This is a genomic window from Psychromonas sp. B3M02, assembly GCF_003318165.1.
Taxonomy (GTDB): Bacteria; Pseudomonadota; Gammaproteobacteria; order Enterobacterales; family Psychromonadaceae; genus Psychromonas.
The window spans coordinates 17,263-38,743 of the sequence record NZ_QOCB01000014.1; the positions used below are offsets into that span (position 1 = coordinate 17,263).

Below are 21,481 nucleotides of genomic sequence, written 5' to 3' on the forward strand. Positions count from 1 at the left end.
CATGTTAGAGCTAAAACGACATCATGACTTTCAGCTGTTTTTATCACCTGAAGATCAGCAACCCGCGTTAACTAATCCACCTAGCTTTAATTGGCCGCAAGCAGATGCTAAGCAGGTTTACGACCTAGAGCTCATTTGTTGCACCACTGAACAAACTTGGCAGTGGCAAGGTGTTCAGTCTCCACTACAGTTGCCTTTTACTTTAGAGTCTGGCGAATTCCGTTGGCGTTTAACTGATGCTATCGGGTTCAAATCTCAATGGTTTCATTTTGCCATTGAATGCGAAACCCCTGATTATATAGCGCCTACGGCAGAACAGTTGTTTGAGTTATGTGCAGATAAAGATCAGTTTATGATGTATCTAGATGAAGACATTGAGATAGTCAAAGCTGGGGCAGAGCAGGCGTATCCTAAACTCAAAGCAACGGCTCAATTAGCGGCTAATGCTAATCAGATAACCTACCCCGACCATTATAAGCGTGGCAAGGAAGCAGGTAAAAGAACTGCGATTGCTAATGTGCGAGAATGGATTGATAGGGACTTAATTGCGCTGACATTGCTATATAAAATTTGGCAAGAAGAAGACAGTGGTGAGCACGCGGTTGAATTGTTACTGAGCTTAGCGCAATGGAGTCCGGAAGGCCCTGCTTCATTAGTGCGGCCTTTAACATGGGGCGACGAGGTAGGATTATCGCTATCACGTAATCTCTTTTTAGCTTATCACTGGTTATCGCCGTTAATGACTGAACCTGAAAAGTCATTTGTTCGACCTATGTTGATACGTATTGCTTATCAAATGGAAGAGCGTTTAACTGCTGATCAGTTTCATCAATTCCCAGGTCATTCTCATACCTCTCGTTTACCGGGATATTTAGGCGTTGCGGCACTGGTATTGCACAAAGAATTTGAACGAGATATTTGTGAGCGATGGTTAAATTACTCCTTGATGATCTATCGGGGCATTTTTCCTTTTTATGGTGGTAAAGATGGCAGCTGGGCAGAAGGACCTTTTTACTCATCTTCTTACAGTAAGTGGCACCATACTTTCTTTTTATCCGTTGAGCGCTTAAGTGATTTTTCTTTTTATGAGCATCCTTTCTATAAAAACTACTGTGATTTTGCGATGGACTTTGTTGCAACAGAGCAGTCGATTCACCCGTTTGGTGACGGTTTTTGGTGTAAACGCGATAGCGTGGAATGGCCTGGTTTTTTTGCTCAAAACCCATTACGTATTTATGCGCACCGCTTTGGCGACCAACAGGCGATTCAAAAAAGTGCACAATTAGAAGCAACAATAACGCATTACAGTTTGCACTTATTAGATGTAGTGAGCACGGTTAAACAACTGGATTATGAGCGTCAATCTCAAGTCGAAGCAAAGCCAGCACGCGCTACCGCCAGTCATTTTTACCAGCATGCAGGTTTTGGTATCGTCAGTTATGAACAGCTTGATTTACTGTTTAGAGCCAGTCCTTTTGGGAACAGCTCTCACCGTCATGCTGATCAAGGTAACTTTGCTCTAATGGATAATGGGTTAGGGGTGCTGACTCCCTCAGGGAGCTATGGTTATTGCTTTGGGAGCAGCCACCATAGTGAGTGGACACAAACCACTCGTGCACATAATTTGCCCTTGATTGATGGAAGAGGGCAGGTTATCGATGATGAGAGTGCAACTGCTGTAGTGACTTATTGGCAAGAAGGCGATACTTGGGCTTGTTACAAGGTTGACCTCACTCAAGCCTATCTTGATGCACACTCCTTTATACGCACCTTTGTACTCGTTAAAGGCAAGGGCGTGATTATCTGGGATGAGATTAAGTTATTTGAGGCAAAGCCAGTGCAGTGGCGGTTACATACTCATTTGCAAGCACATTTAACTAGTGGAGATATCCAACTTAGTTCATCTAAGCTCAATCATTATTATCACTGTGCTGTATTAGATAATGCAAAAAGTCACATCAAAGTACCTGCCGCATTAACGTTTGGTTACGACGAAGATATCCCTGTTTCAGGAGGAATAGAATCAGATGCGACGACTGACATTTATCATATGCAGTGGGAGCTTCCTTCTGCGATTGCGCATAATGTTGCAGTAAGTTGTTTGAAATCTCCTGTCCCAGTTAAGGTTAATGAATTTGGGGAGTTAGTCATTGAATTAGATGGGCGACAGTTATTGATTGATGACAAAGAGGTGAAAACGCGAGTCATCGAGCCTGTTGTATGAAGGTAAGAGGAAATAAGTAAAAGGTAACGTCAGTCATTTATAGCGCTACTGACGTTAATGCTTGTTGAGTAGCGTTACAATTTCACGCCGCAGCCTTTCAAAATGACATGCGTGACTAATTCGATGCCTTTGGCAAAGTCTTCATCTGATAGTTGCTCTTTTTTCATTAAGATACTGATCTGTAAACCATGGTCAGCATAAGCTTGAGTACTTGACCAGAGCATAAATAACATATGCTCTGGATCAATAGGATCAAGCCAACCTTTTTCTTGCCATGCGCGGAACACGTCACAGGTTTGTTCGTATTGTTCTCTTAATTCATTTTGCAGTGGCTCACGTAAGTAGTGTGCGCCGTGTAGGACTTCTGCTGCGAAAATACGTGAAGCATTAGGGTGCAGTCGCGATTGGTGTATTTTATTGTTAATATATTTTGGTAGTGCGTCACCGGGATGTTGCTCTGCATTCATTTCGTTCATATGTTGCATCCACAACACTAACAAACGATTAATGACCTCTTTGTATAAACCTTCTTTGCTCTTAAAATAATAAAGTACGTTGGCTTTTGGTAAGTTAACGGCTTCTGCAATAGCGGCAACGGTGGTGCCACGGTAGCCTCGTTCTGCAAATACATGTTCTGCTGCATCTAAAATTTGTTGTTCATTACCTTGGCGTATATCAGCTAATGATCCACGAGGTGATTGGCTTTTTTTCATTACTTTTTTCATAAATAAAGCATACTCTTTTAGCGATTTATAGAATCAAAAACCAGACTAATGCAGCCTGACTTCTAACAACTACATATTAACCTTAGTGTTTATTTTCTATAGGTTAACAGATAATTATGATGGTGTATTTGATCTCATTGCAGAGATGAGTGATGTTAACGTTTGGTTAATAAAAGAAGGTGCCTAGTTAATTCTTTTTAAAGTGTTGCGTTATCACAATGTCGTAACACATCAATTTCATATTAGTTGATGACCATACCTATCATTTGTTGAATGCCATCGCTATAACTGACTATATTTAATAGGTCGTCCTTTTTTAAAAAATCTAAGTCATTATTATTTTAGCTTATAGTTAATCTTGGTACACAGTATGCAATAGTATAACTTGACCATGTGGTCAAAACAGGCTTGAATAATAGTTAATAACATATCATTAACTTTTTGAGTCTTGATATACAAAGGATTGCAACATTAAGAGAGGTTTACGTGATTCAGTTTTTAATTAATAACGAAATGGTTCAATTGACACAGTTTGCGCCAAATTTGAGCATTTTGGACTGGTTACGCACCAATATGGGGAAAGTAGGCAGCAAAGAAGGCTGTGCCTCTGGTGATTGTGGTGCTTGTACTGTTGTGATTGGTGATCTTGTTGATGGGCAATGGCAGTATAAAAGCATTAATGCTTGTTTAATGTTAGTGGGTAATTTACACGGAAAACATTTAATTACAGTAGAAGCTCTCACGACTAAAGCCAACCCGAGCTTAGAAGAGTTGCACCCTGTACAAAGAGCGATGGTGGAATGTCATGGTTCTCAATGTGGATTTTGTACGCCTGGTTTTATTATGAGCTTGTTTGCCTTATATATGAATTATGCAAGCTATCCCGGAAAAGAAGCGGTTATTCAAGCTTTGGGTGGGAATTTGTGTCGTTGTACCGGATACCAACCTATCCTAGCTGCTGCTGAAAAGTGTTTTACCTATACCCATGAATCCACACAAAATATCAGTAATAAAGATCATCGCTTTAGCCAACAAGTGAAAGCACTCACTCTCTCTTTAGAAAAAGATTTAGCATTAAATAGCATTCCTGCTATTGAGCATGGTGAACAATATTTTTATTTACCACAAAATTTAACGCAACTTTGCGAATTAAAAGCGGCGCACCCTGACGCTAAATTTGTAGCAGGTGCAACAGACTTGTCTGTAGAGTTTAGTCAACATTTAGCCTACAGCGAACAATTGATATCAGTACGTTACTGCCCAGAGTTAATGCAATTTACTCAAGATGAAACGGGTATACATATTGGGGCTGCTTTACCTTATAGCGAATTCATTGAAAGTTTTTGCGAAATATACCCTGAAGCGCATGAACTGTTTGAGCGTATTGGGTCGTTACAAATTAGAAATGCAGGGTCATTGGGTGGCAGTATTGCCAATGCATCACCGATTGGAGACCCAGCACCATTGTTGATTGCACTGGATGCAAGCATTGAACTTCAAAGTACTCGCGGTACACGTACTATTCCGTTGGCTGAATTTTTTGTTGATTACCGTAAAACACAGTTAGCGAACGATGAAGTGATCGTGGCGATTCATGTCCCTCCACGTTTATCTAATCAACAATTGAGTTGTCATAAAATATCAAAACGTATTGAAGATGATATTTCAGCAGTCTGCTTAGTACTAAGTTACCAGCTAACCGATTACACCATGCACGCGGTTAAATGTGCAATGGGTGGGATGGCCTCTACACCTGCATTAGCTCACCATATTGCTGAAGCCTTAAATGGAAAACTATTTAGTTTAGAGAATCTTCAGGCCGCCGCTCAAAAAATGGAAGAGGATTTTCAACCGCTGTCTGATGTGAGAGCGACATCAGCTTATCGATTACAAGTTAGTAAGAATTTGTTCGACCGAATTTGGTACCAAAGTGCCGGCAACATGATATTGAGCACAAGCAGTGCAGATTTAAATGCATCGGTACCCGCTATTAAGACAAGGATTAATCATGCGTCACTTTAAAACAGACAAACCAACAGGGCAGAAAGGTAATGCTATCGGCCAATCTTTTATCCATGAAAGTGCGATTAAGCAAGTGATTGGTAAAGCGGTGTATGTTGATGATAAAGCTGAAGAAGTAAATAGTTTGCACGCCTATCCTGTGGTCTCGACTATTGCGCACGGTAACATTGTTTCTATCGATACTACTCCGGCTTTTGCCGTGCAAGGTGTCGTCGATATTTTCAGTACCAAAGATATTCCAGGGACAAATGATATCGGACCTGTATTTTCGGGTGATATTTTATTAACAGATGAGTTAATTGAGTATCATGGTCAGCCGATTTTATTAGTCGTTGCAACCAGTTATAAAGCGGCAAGAATCGCTGCACGTAAAGTGGTTATCGAGTATCAAACCTTGGCGCCAATGTTAGACATCAAACAGGCGATAAAAGAACAGCATTGGGTTCGCCCACCCCATGCTTTAAACCGAGGTGATGCGAAACAAGCGATTGATAATGCGCCACACAAGATTTCAGGTGATTTAGATATTGGTGGCCAAGAGCATTTTTATTTGGAAGGACAAGTCAGTATTGCGACCCCCACTGAAGAAGGTGGCATGTTTATCCAATGTTCAAGCCAGCACCCTAGTGAAGTCCAGCATTTAGTCGCAAAAGTATTAAAACAACCTTTCAATTATGTAACCGTAGAAATGCGCCGTATGGGTGGTGGGTTTGGTGGTAAAGAAACACAGGCTGCACCTTGGACATGTTTGGCTGCACTCGCGGCTTTCCATACGGGTAAAACAGTAAAAATTCGTTTAGCCCGAAGTGATGATTTTAAGAGTACAGGTAAGCGCCATCCATTTTACAATACCTATCAGGTTGGTTTTGATCAGCAGGGATTAATTGAAGGCGTTGATATCAATATCAATGGTTACTGTGGGTATTCTCCTGATTTGTCCGATGCGATCGTTGACCGAGCTTTGTTCCATGCTGATAACGCATACTATTATCCTAATGCACACATTAACGGTAATCGTTGTAAAACCAATACCGTTAGTCATACCGCATTCCGTGGTTTTGGTGGCCCGCAAGGGATGATCATGGCCGAACAGCTGGTGGATGACATTGCTTACTACTTGAAAAAAGATCCGCTTGAAATTCGTAAACTTAATTTATATAAGCCAGGTCGTGATTTAACGCCATATAAACAAAAAGTAGAGCAATTTATTTTAAAAGATATGATTGCGCAAATGGAAGAAGAGGGGGATTACTGGGCACGTAAAGAAGCGATTGCTGCCTTTAATAAAACGTCTCCGATTATTAAAAAAGGGTTGTCATTAACACCGGTTAAATTTGGTATCTCTTTTACCGTTCAGCATTTAAATCAAGCTGGTGCATTATTGGTGATCTATTCCGATGGTTCTGTACATGTAAACCATGGTGGCACTGAGATGGGACAAGGGCTTAACACTAAAATAGCTCAAATTGTTGCGCAGGCTTTCTCAATTGATATGGCGCATATTTTAGTGAATGCGACACGTACCGATAAAGTACCCAACACCTCGCCGACAGCAGCATCAAGTGGCACAGATTTAAATGGGATGGCCGCGTTAAATGCAGCAAATACTATTAAACAACGTCTATTTGAATTTGCAGCTCAGCATTTTGATGTCAGTTTAGAGCAAATGCAATTAAGCGATAATCAATTAGTGCATGAAAAAGGGCAGATTAGCTTTGCTGAATTAATTAATTTAGCCTATCTCAATCGTATTTCGCTTTCTACTACCGGTTATTATGCAACACCTGAAATCTATTATGACCGTGAGAAAGCGGAAGGGCATCCTTTCTTTTATTACGCTTATGGCTTGGCATTAAGTGAAGTCGAAATTGATATTCTAACGGGCGAAAATACAGTGACACGTACTGATATTTTGCATGATGTGGGTAGTTCCATTAACCCTGCCTTAGATATCGGTCAAATAGAAGGAGCATTTATTCAGGGAATGGGGTGGTTAACCACTGAAGATTTAAGCTGGAATGAACAAGGAGCATTAGCGAGTAACGCGCCTGCAACCTATAAAATACCGGCGATCGGTGATACGCCTGCGGTGTTTAATGTGAAGTTATATAACTCTCAGAACCCTGCGACGACCGTCTTTAAATCGAAAGCTGTTGGGGAACCTCCATTTATGTTGGGCATTAGTGTATGGAGTGCGATTCGTAACGCATTAGCCAGCATCACTGATTATCAATATGCACCGAGTTTAAATCCACCTGCTACGCCAGAAGCGGTCTTGGAGGCAGTACAAGCAGCACAACAGTGGAATAAAACAACCATGCAAACGACAACGAAAGAGACAAGCCATGCTTAATCAATCTACGCAAGGGTTACATGCTCATACTTGGTTGGAAGCGGCTACGGAATTAGAAGCTAGCGCAGCGACTTACGTTATTGTTACGCTGTTAGGCGCTGCAGGGTCTACACCCCGCGCTAGCGGTACTAAAATGGTGATCAGTGACGATAATATTTATGCCACCATTGGTGGTGGCCATCTTGAATTTAAAGCGATTGAGCATGCGCGTACTTTAATTCAGCGAGGTGAAAGTTGCCAAGAGGTTGAAAACCTTCAGCTTGGGGCAAGTTTAGGCCAGTGTTGTGGTGGCCAAGTGTTGGTTTTATTTGAAGTGTTTGCCAGTGATAAACTGCATTTGGATGTTTATGGAGCAGGGCATGTTGCCCATGCTTTAATACCTATTTTAGCGCAGTTACCGATCCAGATACGTTGGATAGATAGTCGAGCGGAACTGTTTCCTGAACAGATTCCTGCAAGCGTACAGAAAGTCATAGATGATGAACCCGTTGCACAGGTAAAAGCGGCGGCTAACAACACCGCAACGCTGATTTTAACGCATAATCATCAATTAGATTTTGCGCTCTGCCAAGCGGTATTGAAACGTGATCAATCATTGTGGTTAGGGGTGATTGGCTCAGACACTAAAGCTAAAAAATTCCAATACCGTTTAGTGCAAAGAGGTTTCTCTGAGCAACAGATCGATAGCATGACGTGCCCCGTTGGACTAAGTGAAGTGAGTGGCAAATTACCCATGGAAGTGGCGGTTTCTATTGCAGGCCAATTAGTCGCTTTGTACCAAAGCTTACAAGATGATAAACCTAAACAAAAAGGTAAACAGTGGAAAGAGTTACAAGATAACTTAGTTCATTTAAGTCCTTTGCAGAGCAAAAAATCCAAAACTGGATAGTAATAGCGCAGACATTAAAAAAACCATCCAAATGGTCGGTTTTGGTATGATATTAGCTTTGTAACACCTTAATATTGAAATTTAATTTTTGATTGAGCTGGGGTGATGTTTTCATAATCATTTAAAGTTTTACTAAACAATTAGTTACATCGCTGTGGTAGGTTTAATTAATTTACTAAAGCCAAGATATGTTTTATCAATCATCACGTACTGCACTATCAAGGTGCTTTATATGGGCGGTTGACTTTTATCTCATTAAAAGTGAATCGTAAAAAAGGAACAGGAATGAGTTTAGATACAATTAATAATGCTAATACGGATAAAGGCTTCGATATTTTTGAAAGTTGTTGTTGTTCACCAAACTGGATTAAAAAAATGATTCAGGCGACACCATTTGCTGATAAAGCCGCATTGTTAGCTGCCTCAGACAAGGCTTTCTCTGAATTAGATGAGCAAGATTATTTGATTGCCTTTCAAGGGCATCCACAAATTGGGGACCTCAATACACTCCATAAAAAATACGCTAATACATCGGGCACAGCGAGCCATGAACAATCTGGAATGTCGGTAGCAGAAAGTGACGTATTAGAAGAGATGGTGGCATTAAATAAAGCTTACCTAGATAAATTTGGTTTTATCTTTATTGTCTGTGCTTCAGGTAAAAGTGCTGTTGAAATGTTGGCATTGATTAAAGCAAGAATAGACAATGATCGTGCTACTGAAGTTGATATTGCGGGTCAAGAGCAAGCCAAAATTACTGCCATTCGCCTGGAGAAATTATTATGAACCATAACCCTATTACAACGCATATTTTAGATTCTTCGCTAGGTAAACCTGCTGTGGGTGTCACTATTAAATTATTGGTTTTAAAAAACAATGAGTGGCAATTATTGTCATCCGCTGTGACCAATAGCGATGGGCGAATTGATGGCTGGGAGCAAACTGATTGGTATCAGGATAAAGAGGTTGAAGCCCTTTTTGCGACTTACAAAATCTGTTTTGAGTTAGAAAGTTACTGGGAACAACAATCGCTTTCTGCGTTCTACCCGAGTGCTGAGATTTGCTTTAGATTACAAGATGATCGCCATCATCATATCCCTTTATTATTATCGCCTTACAGTTATTCAACTTACCGCGGTAGCTAACAAAATATCAAACCACTTCCTTCCGTATTGAAGTGGTTTTCTCCTTAATCTCACCTTTAAATAACGCTATTATTAATTTTTTTAAACTCTCCCTCAATGAATTGAATTTTATTCATACTCATCCTGATCAAGTTTCATTATGAATTTTTAGAAAATATGGTTAAATACGCATATATTATTTAGACGTATAGAAGTCCATTATGAAAAAATTAACACTGTTAGATGGCGGTATGGGGCGAGAGCTTAAGCGCATTGGTGCACCATTCTCACAACCACTGTGGAGTGCGCAAGCTCTAATTGAAGCGCCGCACTATGTTACTCAAACACATCAAAGCTTTATTGATGCTGGTGCAGAATTAATTACAGTTAACAGCTATGCTTGTGTGCCATTTCATCTTGGTGAGGCTTTGTTTGCAGAGCAGGGCGCTAAATTAGCAACACAGGCTGCTATCTTAGCCAAAGAGGTGGCTACGACTGCGCAGCATAAAGTGCAAGTGGTGGGGTCATTACCGCCTGCATTTGGTTCATATCGCCCAGATCTCTTTGATGCTGATAAAGCTTTTGATATTTTAAACACCTTGTTTATTGCGCAAGACCCTCATGTGGATGCTTGGTTAGGTGAAACCATTTCCAGTATTGCTGAAGCAAAGGTGATGTTAAAGGTGTTGGCTAACTCAACAAAACCTTGTCATTTCTCTTTTACATTAAGTGATGATTTAACGGGTGAGGCTAAATTACGATCTGGTGAATCAGTAGCTGACGCGATTGCAGTATTACTCGCAGAAGATATTACTGGTATTTTCTTTAACTGTTCTATCCCTGAAGTGATTGAGCAAGCACTTAAAGATACTGATCAAGTATTAGCTAAAACGGGTAAAACGCATTTAGATATTGGTGTATTTGCTAATAGCTTCACACCTATTCCTAAGGACTATAAAGCTAACGAACAGGTACAAGGTTACCGTGATTTATCACCACTTGATTATTTAGGGTATGCAAAACAGTGGTATGCACTAGGGGCGAATATTATTGGTGGTTGTTGTGGTATTAGACCTGACCATATTAAAACGCTAGCTAACTGGCAGGCGAGTTTAATAAACTAATTACTGCTTTAACGTAAAAAGGCCTGAAATGAATTAACTTCATCTCAGGCCTTTTGCTTTTAGCGTTGCTTTACAGATTAATGCTTAACGTGATTTAACGTAAGGGACACCAATCGATTTTGGACCAACGGCGCGACCAATAAACCCAGCCAATAATAGAACTGTTAATACATAAGGTAGTATTTCAATCGCTTGTACTGGCACTTCACCAATAAATGGTAATTCAGCACCTTGTAAGCGGATCGCCATAGCATCTAAGAAACCAAACAGTAAACAACCAAATAAGACTGGAACAGGTTTCCACTTACCAAAAATAAGCGCTGCTAATGCGATATAACCTTTACCTGCACTCATATTGGGTACAAAACCCGCACTATGAGCTGTTGATAGGTAAGCCCCCGCGATACCAGTTAATATACCTGCACAAATCAAGGCGCGGTAACGTAACCAAGCAACAGAGATACCAGCAGTATCTACTGCATGTGGGTTTTCACCGGCAGCACGCAAACGTAAGCCGAAGCGTGTTTTAAAAATAATCCACCAACAGACAGGTACTAAAGCTAAGGCCAGATAAACTAAAATGTTATGACCAGAAATTAATTCACTGTAGAGTAATCCAATCACTGGTACATCAGCCACTGCATCGGCTCCCGGTAAAGTGATTGATGTGAAACGCTCATCGTTTGATAAAGGAGGTGTTTGACCACCTAAACCGAACCAGTAACGACCTAACGTTACGGTTAAGCCTGCCGCCAACATGTTGATAGCAACACCTGATACAATTTGATCGCCTCGGTGTGTGATACAGGCAAAACCATGTAACAAAGACAGTAAAGTAGAGGTCATCATCGCCGCTAATAACCCTAGCATAATAGAGCCTGTCACTGAGGTAGTGGCTGCCGCTGCAAATGCAGAGGATAAGATCTTACCCTCTAGCGCGATATTGACGATTCCAGAACGCTCTGAAAATAGACCGGCTAATGCCGCTAAAATCAGAGGAGCAGATACTCTTAATGTTGCATCGAGTATTAAAATTATATTCTCGTACATAATTTAAGCCTCCGCAGCGTTAGTGTTGTTAGACTTTTTCTTTTCGTCTAAATAAACAAATAATCGCTCAGTTGGTTTAACTAACATTAATGACAGCGCACCACTAAATAATACAACTAATGCTTGTACTACTTGGATCATCTCACGGTCAATATTTGGGAAATCAAAAGATAGCTCGGCGCCACCTTGGTATAAAATCCCGAATAAAATACTGGCTAAAACAATACCAAAGGGATGATTTCGGCCAATCAAACACACGGCGATACCAGTGAAGCCATATCCTGCAACAAAGCCTAGTTTAAGCTGTTGCGCATAGCCTTGTACTTCATTTAAGCTTAATAAACCCGATAAAGCCCCAGAAATAAGCATTACAATAATGATTAAGCGTTTACGGTTAATCCCGCCATATTCAGCAGCAGAAGGGCTTGAACCCATTGCGCGAATGGCATAACCCCAACGTGTTCTCCACAGTAATACCCACACTAAAACACAACAAAGTAGGGCGATTAAAAAGCTTAGGTTCATTGGCGATTCGGCAAAACCATAACCAAACCATCCAGCAATAGTGTGGAAACCGGGTAAACCTGCAGAGGCTTCAAAAACACGTGATACCGGTGCCATTTGGCCTTTTTGGTTAAGCACGTTTACCATTAAATACACCATCAATGATGAAGCAATAAAGTTAAACATGATGGTGGTAATAACAATATGGCTGCCACGGTAGGCTTGAAGGTAAGCTGGGATAAATGCCCATAATGCGCCAAATGCCATACTGGCGAACATAGTGATTGGTAACAGCGCCCAAAACGGTAGCGTATGATCTAAGCCTAAACAGACTAAGCCTACACCCAGTCCGCCAATGTAAGCTTGTCCCTCACCACCTATGTTAAATAGACCAGCAGAGAAGGCGACTGCTACCGCTAACCCTGTAAAAATAAAGTTAGTCGCATAATAAAAGGTATAACCAATCCCTTCTTGATAGCCAAAGGCACCATTAATCATGGTTTGTGCGGCTTCAATTGGATTAACATCTACTGCCAAAAATATAATGGCAGAAAAAGCAAAGGCAAACAGAATATTGATTAGTGGAAGAACAATAATGCTTACCCATGCTGGAATCTTTGAGTCATTCATAATTGCTCTCCAGGAGTTGTCGCTGTGGTTTGTTGTAGTTCATCTGGCATTATATTGGCCATCATCATACCGAGGATCTTTTCATTGGCTTGTTGTGCGCTGACTTCCCCTACGATATTGCCATCAAACATCACGATGATACGGTCCGATAAAGCCATGATTTCATCGAGCTCAACGGAAACCAATAGAATACCTTTGCCTTGGTCGCGTAATTCAATAATACGTTTATGAATTAACTCAATAGCACCAATATCAACACCACGTGTAGGCTGGCCAATTAATAGAATATTAGGGTCTTTATCGACTTCACGGGCGATGATTAATTTTTGTTGGTTACCGCCAGAAAATAAAGAACTGCGTAATTTTGGATCACGTGGACGTACGTCCCAGTCTTCCATTAAACGCGCGCACTCTTGGTTGATCACTTTAGGTTTGTTTAATAATTTTCCATTATAGGTATCGGAGTTTTGGTAGCCTAAAATAGCTGATTCTTCTGCAGTAAAAGATTTAATTAAGCCCATTACCAAGCGATCTTCTGGAATATGTCCAACACCTAAGTCTCGGACTTGGGCTGCTGAACTTGGACTTTGTGCATCAATACAGGTATCGCCAATATTAATTTGCCCAGAGTTTGGTTTGATTAATCCTGCAAGGGCACTCATTAATTCCGATTGCCCATTGCCCGATACGCCTGCAATGCCAACGACTTCACCGGCTTTAACAGAGATAGACACATTTTTTAGACGGTCAACACCGAGTTCATCGGTATAAGTTAGGTTGGAAGTAGAGAGCAGTTCTTGTTGTGCAACAGCCTCTGTTTTTTCTACTTTTAGACGTACTTTACGGCCAACCATTAATTCCGCTAACTCTTCTTTATCTGTGTCTGCAGTTTTACGGTGAGCAACCATTTCACCTTGACGCATCACAGATACATTATCGGTTGCCGCTAGAATTTCACGTAATTTATGGGTGATTAATAGGATCGTTACACCTTGATTGCGTAAGGCATCAAAGATTTTAAATAGGTGATCTGTTTCTTGTGGTGTTAACACGCCTGTGGGTTCATCTAAAATAAGGATTTTTGCACCACGATACAGTGCTTTTAGAATTTCAACTCGTTGTTGTAAGCCAACGGGAAGGTCTTCAATTAATGCATCTAATGGCACATTTAATTGGTACTCTTTTGCTAAACGTTCTAATTCTTTTCGTGCTTTTCGTAAGCTAGGTTTTAACAGGCCGCCTTCTTCTGCGCCTAAAATAACATTTTCTAATACACTAAAATTATCTACTAGCATGAAGTGTTGATGAACCATGCCAATACCATAACTAATTGCTTCTTTAGAGCTCGTTAACTTTCGGATTTCACCTGATATTTTAATATCGCCAGCGTCTGCAACATAAAACCCATAGATGATATTCATTAGGGTTGATTTCCCTGCGCCATTCTCTCCAATGATGCCATGGATCGTCCCTGCAGGTACTTTTAAATCGATATTGCAATTAGCGTGTACTGCACCGAATTTTTTATCGATGCCACAAAGCTCTAAAGCAATGTTCTCTTGATTGTGGGGTTGAGACATAAATTAAGTTTCTCTATTCTGTCCATTGATAAAGATCGGTAAAAAATGCTCCCTTACTAATGACAGCAAGGGAGCATCAATTTTCTCAGGGGAGATATTAGTAGTTACAAGTATTATCCATCATGTAATCGTGTACTTTGATTTCACCAGAAATAATTTTAGCTTTAATACCGGCAATTTTTCCTTCCATTTCAGGCGTCACTAAATCACGGTTATATTCGTCTAATGCCCAATCTACACCGTTCTCTTTTAAGCCAAGGCTTTGGATACCTGCTGTAAATGTACCTGCTTCAGCTGCTTTGAAAGCATCTACTGTTGCAACACCTACACGCTTAACCATAGATGTCAGCATGACGCCTGGGTGAATGTAATTTTGGTTTGAGTCTACGCCAATAGCATATTTACCTTCATCAGCCGCTGCTTGGTAAACCCCTACGCCAGTACCACCTGCCGCAGCAAATACGACATCAGCACCTTTACTGAATTGGCTTTTAGCCAGTTCTGCACCACGAGCTGGATCTGACCATGCTGCGTTAGTAGAACCTGTCATATTTTGGAAAACTTCTGCATCTTTATTAACGTATTTAGCACCTTGCTCATAACCACAAGCAAATTTACGGATTAATGAAATATCCATGCCACCAACGAAACCCACTTTATTGGTTTCAGATTTCATAGCAGCCATTGCACCAACAAGGAAAGAACCTTCATGCTCTTTGAATAAGATTGATTTTACATTTGGTAAATCAACCACAGCATCGATGATTACGAATTGGCTATCAGGGTATTTTGCTGCGATTTTTTGTAGTGGTGTTGCATATAAGAAACCAACAACAAGAATAGGGCTAAAACCTTTACGCGCAAGACGCTCAAGGCCTTGTTCACGTTGAGCATCACTTGAAGGTACTAATTCACGTACTTTAGTATCAGATTGCTCCATGAATTTAATCACACCGTTTTCAGCCACCGCTTGCCCGAAAGACTTATCAAACTTACCTGTTGAATCATAAGCAACAGCAGGTTTGAAGTCTGCAGCTTGTGCGACAAATGAACAAAGCGCAATTGACACTGCTGCCGCTGTGGTGGTTAATATCTTCTTCATAAATTGTCCTTAATTTTGATTGGTTGTAAAATATATCGTTATTTTTGTATGAAAACTGTTACCTACTTAAATATTCTTAGTGATATATAAAGTATAGATAACATTACAGTTATTTATGTAATTCACTGAACTTATTGTGATTACCTAAATAGATAAGGCGCTTTCCTAGGTAGCTATCTTTAGGAAAGCGCCATGTCAGTTTTATTATTTAAAACTGTTTTTTCACATCAAGTGGATTAAGCCATAAAGCACTTGATGAATGAAACGCTAGCTTTTAACTTTCTCTGAATGTTCCTCATCCAGTGGGAAATCTTGAATAATAGGGTTGTACTCTTCAGGGTACTCGCCTAAAAATAGTGTTAATACGATGACGCTTAAACCACTAGCCGTGATAGGTGAACCAAAGATACTTTTAACAATCGCACCTAAATCACCACCAATATTTGCAGATACGGTGTTGACCACTTCTGGTACTAGTAACACGCCTAGGCCCATGCCAAATGAAACGGCTAAGGTCAGCATATTTTTTCTGTTTAATTCAACGTGAGTTAAAATTTTCACACCGGCTGTTGCAACAGTGGCAAACATAATGATAGTTGCGCCACCTAATACCGAGTTTGGTACTGCACGAAATAGGGCGCCAATGTGTGGGAATAAGCCCATGACGATTAAAATACCACCAATCCATACACCTATGTAACGACTTGCAATACCTGTTAATTGAATAACACCGTTGTTTTGACTGAACGTTGTGTTAGGGAAGGTATTAAATAATCCAGCAATTAATGAATTAACACCATCGCCTAAAATACCTTGTTGAATACGTTTTATATATGACTTACCTGCAATTGGTTGCTTCGAAACCATACAGTTTGCAGTGATATCACCTGATGTTTCAATGGCTGTAATTAAGTAGATTAAAGCGATTGGGATAAAAGCGGCAATATCAAAAGAGAAACCATATTTAAAAGGAACAGGTAAGCTGATGATAGATTCCACTTGATTAATGGCGCTGAAATTAACTTTACCCATTAATATTGCTGCAATCATACCGATGATCATGCCGATAATAATCGATGATAATCGTACCCATTGATTACCGTATTTATGAGCTGTAATAATTGAAGCCATCACTAGGCCACCCAAAAATAGGTTATCAAAACTAGCAAATAACTCTGGTTTGTTAGTGAGTAACCACTGACCACCGGCTAAGTCGGTGAAGCCTACTTTGATTAAACTAATACCAATAACAGTAATAACAGTACCTGTTACAACCGGCGTAATGACTCGCTTTAATTTATCTAAAAATTGACTGACGGCTATTTCTACAAAGGCACCTAACACACACACACCAAAAATAAGTGATAGGATTTGGTCTGGACCACCTCCATTCGCTTTAGCAATGAAACCTGCTGCTAATACTGAGCTTAAAAAAGCAAAGCTAGTGCCTTGAACACAAATCATCCCTGCACCAATGCCCAGCGGACGCTTTGCTTGAATGATCGTACCTACACCTGAGACCATTAAGGCCATTGAAATAAGATAAGGAATTTCATCACCTAAGCCGAGTACACCACCAATGATTAAAGTGGGTGTGATAATGCCGATAAAACTCGCTAATACATGTTGTATCGCGGCAAAAAAAGATTCCTTATTTGAAGGATTATCATCGAGTTTATAAATTAGCTCTGAGTTGTCGCTCATTGGGACTTCCTTATTCGATATCTGGAACGATTGTGGCTTTGTTTTTTATTTTTGCAACGATCGTGCCATTATTATTTAAAAGAGAAATCCATATATAAAACATAAGTTTAATGAACATTTAAAGTATATTAATAAAAGATGAATTTAAAACAGAGGCGTTATTAGTGCAGTACTTGCACTTTAAATGGGCGAGTTATCAATACAATGTAGCGGTAAATCAGGGGGAAGGTTTGGTAGGTGAGGAATAAGCAAAGCCGCGTTATGCGAGCTTTGCTTATTATGTCGAATAAAATAACTGCTTACTTAACTAAACCAGCTTGCATTTGCTGTGTACTAGTACGCTCTTTAGACATTAATGTTCTATAGGTAATAGCAGCAATAAATCCACCAATAAAGATCGCATAGTTAGCTAAACCATCAATAAAGAAAGTCGCATAGACAGCGATCAGACCTGCAATGACTAATGCGTAAACACTCTTCATATTAACCCCATTTTGATACCAATAGATACCGCTAGGCGATTCGGTATACAAAGAGTCGATATCAATATGGCCTTTCTTGATGAAGTAATAATCAACAATAATAATCCCATATAACGGCCCGATCATCGCGGCTAATACATCAACAGTATAATGAATAACTTCAGGGTTATTAAACAGGTTCCAAGGTGTTAACAGTACTGAACCAAAGGCGGCAATAAAACCACCTGTTTTAAAGCTAATTTTTTGTGGTGATACATTAGAAAAATCGAAGGCGGGAGCAACAAAGTTAGCAACAATATTGATGCCCACAGTGGCGAAGATAAAGGTTAATGCGCCAAGAATCGTGATCATTCCTGAATCCAGTCGTTTTACTGTTTCAACCGGGTCAGTAATCATTTCGCCAAACACAGGAATAGAGGCTGATACAATCAAGACACTAAATAGAGAGAAGATAATAAAGTTAACGGGTAAACCTAAGACATTACCGATTTTTAATTGCTTATAACTGGTGCAATACCGAGAGAAATCACTAAAATTTAATGTCGGACCTGCAAAATAACCTGCTACTAAACAGGCCGCAATAAACATTTGAATAATAGCATCCCAGCCAACCAACTCTTCAGAGCTCAGGTTAAAGCTAATATTTTCCCAACCAGCTAAATTAACTAAGTAAACACATAGTGCAAACATGGCGATATAGATTGCCGGACCTGACCAGTCGATGACCTTACGTATCATATCCATACCAAACATAAAGATAATGGCTTGTAAGATCCACATCGAGCTAAAACCAATCCAACCTAAGTAGGATAACCCTAGGAATTCACTGTCAGCTAAGCTTTCTGCACTAGGGAAAAAGTACAGAATCAAAATAATAAATGCACTAGAAGCAAGGTAAGTTTGAATACCGTACCAAACGACCGCAATCAAACCACGAATAACGGCAGGAATATTTGCACCAAACACACCAAATGACATACGTGCCACCACAGGAAAGGGGGCACCACATTTTTGTCCTGGTTTCCCCATTAAGTTTGCAAATAGTAAAACAATAGAAATACCTACCAGTAAACTGATAAATACTTGGATACCGTTTAATCCCAGTGCAAATAAACTGGCGGCGAACACATAACCACCAACACTATGTACGTCTGACATCCAGAACGCAAAAATACTGTACCACCCCCATTTTTGTTGTTTTTCTGGTAATAGATCCTCATTGCTAAGGCGTGGGCTTATTGTTAATTTATCTGACATGACAACCTCCAATGTTATTTATTGTATACAATTTTATTTAGCAATTACTGATCCAATTTTTAATTGTTGAAGAAATACAGCCTGTTAAGCCGTTTTATTAGATTTTAATGGCCAAGAAAGGTCTATTTTTGCACTAATTTTAAACAAATTAGATCATTTTGGTGCGTCATCTCACTTGAAATCCTCTCTTTCATGGATAAGATTAAGTAAGGATATAAATAAAGTTGTATACATTTGCTTGGGTTTTGTTGTATACAATAAATAAGAGGGATTAGTAGTGAATAAAATGTTGAGTGATGAAGCCATCTATAAAAAAATATTGAAGTCGATTGTTGAGCATCAATTACCACCCGGGGCACGATTACCTGAAGATAAGTTATCAGAAGCCTTTGGTCGAAGTCGCACCAGTATTCGAAAAGTACTACAGCGTTTGGCCTTAGAGCGAATTGTCACCATTGAGCCTAATAAAGGAGCACATGTAAATCGCCCTAGTGAACAAGAAGCACAAGAGATCTTAGATAGTCGCATCATGCTAGAGCCATTATTAATCCCTGAAATAATGAAATATTGGTCTAAAGCTAATTCCAAATATTTTCGCGCTATGCTCAAGGAAGAGAAACAAGCTGAAGCAAATGAAGATCAAGCTGCGTTAATTCAATTAACTGCACAGTTTCATTATGAGTTAGCTGCATTATCAGATAACTCTGTGATGGCTGACTTTATTCAACAGCTATGTTATCGCTCATCATTAATCATTGCAGTTTTTGGCTCTCGCCATAGTGTGAGCTGTGATTGCGGTGACCATTTAGAGTTGATTGAGTTAATGGATAATGAACAAAATAAACAGGCGCAGGATTGGATGAAACAACACTTAATTCATATTAAGTCATCTTTGAAATTAGGTGTAAGCGACGGCCAAAAAATCAATTTTCAACAACTGTTTGCTAATTCGGAGTGATCAATGAAAATCAACTTAATTAACCCTAATACCTGTATCGGTATGACAGAGAAAATAGCCGCTTCTGCACGATCAGCTGCACTGTCCAGTACTGATATTATTGCATCTATGCCAACACATGGCCCCGAAAGCATTGAAAGTGCTTTTGATGAGGTGATCGCCTCAGCGGCTTTGTTAGATGTTATTAAACAGGGAGAGGAGAATCAAGTTGATGCACATATCATCGCCTGTTTTGGTGACCCCGCTTTAGATGCGGCTAGAGAGATTGCCACCGTGCCTGTGATTGGCATAGCTGGTGCTGCTTTTCAGCTCGCTAGTTTAGTGGCTTATCGATTTGGTGTAGTAACAACCATGACACGTACTTTACCAACCAGTGAACACTTGCTGCAGCGTTACGGTTATCAACATTTATGCAGTGGTGTGAGAGCCACGGATATTGCTGTATTAGATCTTGAAAATGTCGCCGATGATGTTTATCGTGAATTAAAAGCAGAATGTGAAAGAGCCTTATTTGAAGATGGTGCAGAGGCATTAGTATTAGGCTGCGCGGGTATGTCTGATTTAACTGAAAAATTGTCAGCAGATCTTAAGGTGCCAATCATTGATGGTGTTTGTGCTGCCGTTAAGTTAGCGGAATCATTACACCAATTAGGATTAAAGACCTGCAAGATAGGGCAGTATGGTTCACCTTTAGATAAAGCCTTTGATGGGCGTTATCAACACTGGAATAGTAATAAAAATATAACAAAGGAGCGTTACATATGAGTAAAGATAATCCTCGTGATTATAGAGGTTACGGTAGGCATGATGTGCCCGATGCAAATTGGCCGAATAAAGCAAAAATTGCGGTGCAATTTGTTTTAAATTTTGAAGAAGGGGGGGAAAACTGCGTATTACATGGTGATACCCACTCAGAAACGTTTCTATCTGAAATTGCTGGTGCAGAGGCTTATCCTGAACGTCATATGAGCATGGAATCTTTATATGAATATGGATCAAGAGCCGGTGTTTGGCGTATTTTAAATGAGTTTAAAGCGCGCAGTTTACCTTTAACTATTTTTGGTATTGCCACTGCATTACAACGTAACCCAGACGTTACACAAGCCATTATCGAAGATGGGCATGAGATTGCCTGCCATGGTTTAAAGTGGATTCATTACCAGCATATGTCTATCGAAGAAGAGCGAGAGCATATGACACAAGCCCTAGATATTATTGAAAATTTAACCGGGAACCGCCCAATGGGGTGGTATACAGGTCGTGATTCACCAAACACTCGTGGGTTAGTGGCTGAACAACAAGGTTTGCTTTATGACTCTGATTATTACGGCGATGACTTACCCTTTTGGATGCAAGTACCTAGTTCAGAAGCAGGTAAAACACGCCCTCATTTAGTGATCCCTTATACACTTGATAATAATGATATGCGTTTCTCATCACCATACGGCTTTAGTCATGGGGAAGAGTTCTTTCAATATCTAAAAGATAGTTTTGACTGTTTATACGCAGAAGGTAATGAGAAACCAAAAATGATGTCGATTGGTTTACATTGTCGTGTGATTGGTAAACCTGGTCGTTTTGTGGCACTGAAAAAATTCTTAGATTATGTTCAATCTCATGATGATGTGTGGATTGCGCGTCGTGATGAAATAGCGCAACACTGGATTGAAAATCATCCTTGCCCTGAATAAGCTATGTTCATTTTTATACTAAATAAAAGGCGCTTAAATAAAATATTTAAGCGCCTTTTTTA

The 21,481-nt window shown here is 40.0% G+C and carries 17 protein-coding genes; 10 read left to right on the forward strand and 7 right to left on the reverse strand.

Features of this window, described 5'->3' with window-relative positions; translation table 11 throughout:
• Window position 1 precedes the first annotated feature (1 nt).
• Window positions 2-2,224, forward strand: coding sequence for a heparinase II/III domain-containing protein (locus DS885_RS01980; RefSeq protein ID WP_113817727.1), 2,223 nt, complete (start codon window positions 2-4; stop codon window positions 2,222-2,224).
• 74 nt (window positions 2,225-2,298) lie between these two features.
• On the opposite strand, the gene DS885_RS01985 is transcribed toward DS885_RS01980, so the two are convergent.
• Window positions 2,299-2,949, reverse strand: coding sequence for a TetR/AcrR family transcriptional regulator (locus DS885_RS01985; RefSeq protein WP_113817728.1), 651 nt, complete (start codon window positions 2,947-2,949; stop codon window positions 2,299-2,301).
• A gap of 486 nt (window positions 2,950-3,435) precedes the next feature.
• Between DS885_RS01985 and xdhA the strand changes: the two genes are divergently transcribed.
• From xdhA to DS885_RS02015, 6 genes are all read left to right on the forward strand, one after another.
• Window positions 3,436-4,971 carry a xanthine dehydrogenase small subunit gene (gene xdhA, locus DS885_RS01990; protein WP_113817729.1) on the forward strand — a complete coding sequence of 512 codons (1,536 nt, stop codon included), beginning with the start codon at window positions 3,436-3,438 and terminating at the stop codon, window positions 4,969-4,971.
• A complete protein-coding gene (gene xdhB, locus DS885_RS01995) occupies window positions 4,958-7,324 on the forward strand; it encodes a xanthine dehydrogenase molybdopterin binding subunit (RefSeq protein WP_113817730.1) in 2,367 nt (788 codons plus the stop codon). The genes xdhA and xdhB overlap by 14 nt, the downstream gene beginning before the upstream one ends.
• Complete coding sequence (gene xdhC, locus DS885_RS02000; RefSeq protein WP_113817731.1) at window positions 7,317-8,213, forward strand: xanthine dehydrogenase accessory protein XdhC; 897 nt, start codon at window positions 7,317-7,319, stop codon at window positions 8,211-8,213. The genes xdhB and xdhC overlap by 8 nt, the downstream gene beginning before the upstream one ends.
• Window positions 8,214-8,498: 285 nt before the next feature.
• Window positions 8,499-8,999 carry a 2-oxo-4-hydroxy-4-carboxy-5-ureidoimidazoline decarboxylase gene (uraD, locus tag DS885_RS02005; protein WP_113817732.1) on the forward strand — a complete coding sequence of 167 codons (501 nt, stop codon included), beginning with the start codon at window positions 8,499-8,501 and terminating at the stop codon, window positions 8,997-8,999.
• Window positions 8,996-9,358 carry a hydroxyisourate hydrolase gene (gene uraH / locus DS885_RS02010; RefSeq protein WP_113817733.1) on the forward strand — a complete coding sequence of 121 codons (363 nt, stop codon included), beginning with the start codon at window positions 8,996-8,998 and terminating at the stop codon, window positions 9,356-9,358. Before uraD ends, uraH begins: the two co-directional genes overlap by 4 nt.
• Before the next feature lie 200 nt (window positions 9,359-9,558).
• Complete coding sequence (locus DS885_RS02015; protein ID WP_113817734.1) at window positions 9,559-10,461, forward strand: homocysteine S-methyltransferase family protein; 903 nt, start codon at window positions 9,559-9,561, stop codon at window positions 10,459-10,461.
• An 84-nt stretch (window positions 10,462-10,545) separates the two neighbouring features.
• Here DS885_RS02015 and DS885_RS02020 read toward each other — a convergent pair whose 3' ends face one another.
• The 6 genes from DS885_RS02020 to DS885_RS02045 all read right to left on the reverse strand — a co-directional run bounded on the left by DS885_RS02020 (window position 10,546) and on the right by DS885_RS02045 (window position 18,770).
• Window positions 10,546-11,511 (reverse strand): ABC transporter permease, encoded by a 966-nt coding sequence (locus tag DS885_RS02020; protein WP_113817735.1) that lies wholly within the window; start codon window positions 11,509-11,511, stop codon window positions 10,546-10,548.
• Between the two features lie 3 nt (window positions 11,512-11,514).
• Window positions 11,515-12,645, reverse strand: a complete 1,131-nt coding sequence (locus DS885_RS02025) for an ABC transporter permease (RefSeq protein WP_113817736.1) — start codon at window positions 12,643-12,645, stop codon at window positions 11,515-11,517.
• Complete coding sequence (locus tag DS885_RS02030; protein ID WP_113817737.1) at window positions 12,642-14,225, reverse strand: ABC transporter ATP-binding protein; 1,584 nt, start codon at window positions 14,223-14,225, stop codon at window positions 12,642-12,644. The genes DS885_RS02025 and DS885_RS02030 overlap by 4 nt, the downstream gene beginning before the upstream one ends.
• Window positions 14,226-14,322: 97 nt before the next feature.
• Entirely contained in the window at window positions 14,323-15,327 is a 1,005-nt protein-coding gene (locus DS885_RS02035) for a BMP family lipoprotein (protein ID WP_113817738.1), read from the reverse strand.
• Between the two features lie 267 nt (window positions 15,328-15,594).
• Window positions 15,595-17,031, reverse strand: coding sequence for a uracil-xanthine permease family protein (locus DS885_RS02040; protein ID WP_113817739.1), 1,437 nt, complete (start codon window positions 17,029-17,031; stop codon window positions 15,595-15,597).
• Between the two features lie 299 nt (window positions 17,032-17,330).
• Window positions 17,331-18,770: an NCS1 family nucleobase:cation symporter-1 gene (locus tag DS885_RS02045; protein ID WP_113817740.1), complete on the reverse strand. Its 1,440-nt coding sequence runs from the start codon at window positions 18,768-18,770 to the stop codon at window positions 17,331-17,333.
• A 286-nt stretch (window positions 18,771-19,056) separates the two neighbouring features.
• Between DS885_RS02045 and DS885_RS02050 the strand changes: the two genes are divergently transcribed.
• From DS885_RS02050 to puuE, 3 genes are read left to right on the forward strand one after another with little or no spacing between them, the layout of a single operon-like run.
• Window positions 19,057-19,728: a GntR family transcriptional regulator gene (locus DS885_RS02050; RefSeq protein ID WP_113817812.1), complete on the forward strand. Its 672-nt coding sequence runs from the start codon at window positions 19,057-19,059 to the stop codon at window positions 19,726-19,728.
• A gap of 3 nt (window positions 19,729-19,731) precedes the next feature.
• Window positions 19,732-20,493, forward strand: coding sequence for an aspartate/glutamate racemase family protein (locus DS885_RS02055; RefSeq protein WP_113817741.1), 762 nt, complete (start codon window positions 19,732-19,734; stop codon window positions 20,491-20,493).
• Window positions 20,490-21,419, forward strand: a complete 930-nt coding sequence (gene puuE, locus DS885_RS02060; RefSeq protein WP_113817742.1) for an allantoinase PuuE — start codon at window positions 20,490-20,492, stop codon at window positions 21,417-21,419. The genes DS885_RS02055 and puuE overlap by 4 nt, the downstream gene beginning before the upstream one ends.
• Window positions 21,420-21,481: the final 62 nt, after the last annotated feature.

Coding starts and splice junctions, on each gene's coding strand:
- DS885_RS02030 (WP_113817737.1), bottom strand. CDS start 14,225: ATGTCTCAACCCCACAATCAAGAGAACATTGCTTTAGAGCTTTGTGGC.
- xdhB (WP_113817730.1), top strand. CDS start 4,958: ATGCGTCACTTTAAAACAGACAAACCAACAGGGCAGAAAGGTAATGCT.
- DS885_RS02035 (WP_113817738.1), bottom strand. CDS start 15,327: ATGAAGAAGATATTAACCACCACAGCGGCAGCAGTGTCAATTGCGCTT.
- uraD (WP_113817732.1), top strand. CDS start 8,499: ATGAGTTTAGATACAATTAATAATGCTAATACGGATAAAGGCTTCGAT.
- DS885_RS02045 (WP_113817740.1), bottom strand. CDS start 18,770: ATGTCAGATAAATTAACAATAAGCCCACGCCTTAGCAATGAGGATCTA.
- DS885_RS01985 (WP_113817728.1), bottom strand. CDS start 2,949: ATGAAAAAAGTAATGAAAAAAAGCCAATCACCTCGTGGATCATTAGCT.
- puuE (WP_113817742.1), top strand. CDS start 20,490: ATGAGTAAAGATAATCCTCGTGATTATAGAGGTTACGGTAGGCATGAT.
- uraH (WP_113817733.1), top strand. CDS start 8,996: ATGAACCATAACCCTATTACAACGCATATTTTAGATTCTTCGCTAGGT.
- DS885_RS02050 (WP_113817812.1), top strand. CDS start 19,057: ATGTTGAGTGATGAAGCCATCTATAAAAAAATATTGAAGTCGATTGTT.
- DS885_RS02055 (WP_113817741.1), top strand. CDS start 19,732: ATGAAAATCAACTTAATTAACCCTAATACCTGTATCGGTATGACAGAG.
- DS885_RS02020 (WP_113817735.1), bottom strand. CDS start 11,511: ATGTACGAGAATATAATTTTAATACTCGATGCAACATTAAGAGTATCT.
- DS885_RS02025 (WP_113817736.1), bottom strand. CDS start 12,645: ATGAATGACTCAAAGATTCCAGCATGGGTAAGCATTATTGTTCTTCCA.
- xdhC (WP_113817731.1), top strand. CDS start 7,317: ATGCTTAATCAATCTACGCAAGGGTTACATGCTCATACTTGGTTGGAA.
- DS885_RS02015 (WP_113817734.1), top strand. CDS start 9,559: ATGAAAAAATTAACACTGTTAGATGGCGGTATGGGGCGAGAGCTTAAG.
- DS885_RS01980 (WP_113817727.1), top strand. CDS start 2: ATGTTAGAGCTAAAACGACATCATGACTTTCAGCTGTTTTTATCACCT.
- DS885_RS02040 (WP_113817739.1), bottom strand. CDS start 17,031: ATGAGCGACAACTCAGAGCTAATTTATAAACTCGATGATAATCCTTCA.